At 28.9% G+C, this 1816-nt stretch carries 3 protein-coding genes; 1 reads left to right on the forward strand and 2 read right to left on the reverse strand.

Features of this window, described 5'->3' with window-relative positions:
• The first annotated feature begins 196 nt into the window (after window positions 1-196).
• The gene (locus tag ACFX5E_RS16175; RefSeq protein ID WP_379856199.1) at window positions 197-385 is read left to right on the forward strand and encodes a hypothetical protein; all 189 of its coding nucleotides are present in this window, start codon (window positions 197-199) and stop codon (window positions 383-385) included.
• 232 nt (window positions 386-617) lie between these two features.
• Here the strand turns inward: ACFX5E_RS16175 and ACFX5E_RS16180 are convergent, their stop codons facing one another.
• Window positions 618-1115 (reverse strand): zinc ribbon domain-containing protein, encoded by a 498-nt coding sequence (locus tag ACFX5E_RS16180; protein ID WP_379856200.1) that lies wholly within the window; start codon window positions 1113-1115, stop codon window positions 618-620.
• Window positions 1116-1128: 13 nt separating this feature from the next.
• The gene (locus ACFX5E_RS16185; protein ID WP_379856201.1) at window positions 1129-1689 is read right to left on the reverse strand and encodes a hypothetical protein; all 561 of its coding nucleotides are present in this window, start codon (window positions 1687-1689) and stop codon (window positions 1129-1131) included.
• Window positions 1690-1816: the final 127 nt, after the last annotated feature.

Consider the following 1816-nt stretch of genomic DNA (forward strand, 5'->3'; position numbering starts at 1 on the left):
TGGAGATTTACATGGAACTCAACCCATCACTTTGCGAACCGCCGTATACGAGACCCGTACGTACGGTGGTGTGAGAGGCGCACTCCGTCAGTTTCTGGCGGAGCCGTCTACTCGATTGGCGAATCGGTTTTCTCGTTTATATTTCGGTTTCGCTTCCGTACCGTTTAAGTCGGAAGCAATTTTTAAATTTTAAATTATGAATCAAAAACCTGTTTTTGAATTAGATTCACAAATTCAGCCTTATTTAGATAACTTAAATAAAATCATCCCAATAATAGAAGAGTTAATTCCTATTGAAAAAAAACTGAATGATTTAGGGATAACACTGCAAATAAACTTTCATCATACTTTAAATTTATCTACAAAAGAAGACATTGCTTTATGATTATATTTATTTAGTTCGGCTATTTCAGATTCTGAATACTTTCTGTTTTTGGTAAATTCATTAAAAAAAACTCTAAATTCATCCTGTATTTCAAATAAACATTCTTTGTATATTTTTAAATATATAGAAAGTGATTCAAATGTATTACGTCTTGACGGCATTTTTTCAATTTTTATTTGTACGATTGAATCAATTTTTTTAAAGTAATTTTCCATTTTATTTTAGGTTTATTTTAATATGTAACAGCAGTTTTGTAATCATAATTATCATTTAAAATAATTTTTTTAAAACCCAACTTATGAAAGTTGTTAAACATCCCAGAAGTTTCAAATTTTCTATACCAAACATCATTAAAAAGAGCATATTCTAATTCTAATGTTTCGTTGTTTTTTCCATAAACACTAACTTTTACATCTATGCCTGTGTCTAAAAACATATTTCTTATTTTCTCAATATTTTCTTTTCGCCCTTCCGCAGTTAATTGTGGAGTATATACAACTGCTGATGTATCCACCACTACTGCTGAACTATCAACAATATCATTACTACCATTATACTCCCTATTTCCAAACATTGTATATATCATAAACAATGTTATTCCTATTCCAATAAAAACTAGGACATATTTGTTACCTCCCATTTGTTTTAAATTTGGATTTCCGCAATTAGGACAACTTTTTGCACTATCACTAATTTTAGTGTTGCATTCTTTACAATTAATTAAAGCCATATTTTATTATTTTTTAAACTATTGAAATTATGAATTTATATATTTTACCAATCGTGACTTCTTCAATTGCTATTCCGCTAATTAACAATACCCAAGGATTAGAAAAAAACTTTTGGACTGATGATTTTATTTCTGGATTAATACTTGGGTTTTGTTTTGCATTTATAGTTATTGGAGCTGTAAAATCACTTTTAGATGATTGAATTCCGTAATTATCTCCAATAATAAAATTTTCGGCAATAATAGTGTCGGAGTGTTTTTTGTCAAAGTAGTTTCGTCCTGTTTCGGTTAATCTAATATCAGTACCGCCTTTTACGGCAATTTCAGCTAGTTTACTATTTACTAAATCACTTCTAATATCGAGATTTAAGTGTTTAAACTGTTTCTTTTCGATTTCGTTTAATTCTAATTTATCAACTATTTTATGAATACAAAAACTATTGATTTTTGGTGCTTTTTTCAAAACAAATTCAATAAATCTTTCTTTAGTTTTGGTTTCTCCATCAGGAAATTCGGGAGGAATACCAAAATTATTAATTTCAACCATATTATTTTCGGTGTTTCGGTTTCTCAAACTGTTCGCCAACTAGTATATATGTATGACAAAACCATACAAAGCCACCCAATTTTGGGTGGGTATGTATGACAACAGTCATACTTTATTTAGTAACAAATATATAATAATTATCTTATAAATCATC

It is taken from the genome of Flavobacterium xylosi (assembly GCF_042787345.1).
Classification (GTDB): Bacteria; Bacteroidota; Bacteroidia; order Flavobacteriales; family Flavobacteriaceae; genus Flavobacterium; species Flavobacterium xylosi.

What these genes read in the sequence shown, in the direction of transcription:
- ACFX5E_RS16180 (WP_379856200.1), bottom strand. Translation starts at nt 1,115, where the DNA reads ATGGCTTTAATTAATTGTAAAGAATGCAACACTAAAATTAGTGATAGT.
- ACFX5E_RS16175 (WP_379856199.1), top strand. Translation starts at nt 197, where the DNA reads ATGAATCAAAAACCTGTTTTTGAATTAGATTCACAAATTCAGCCTTAT.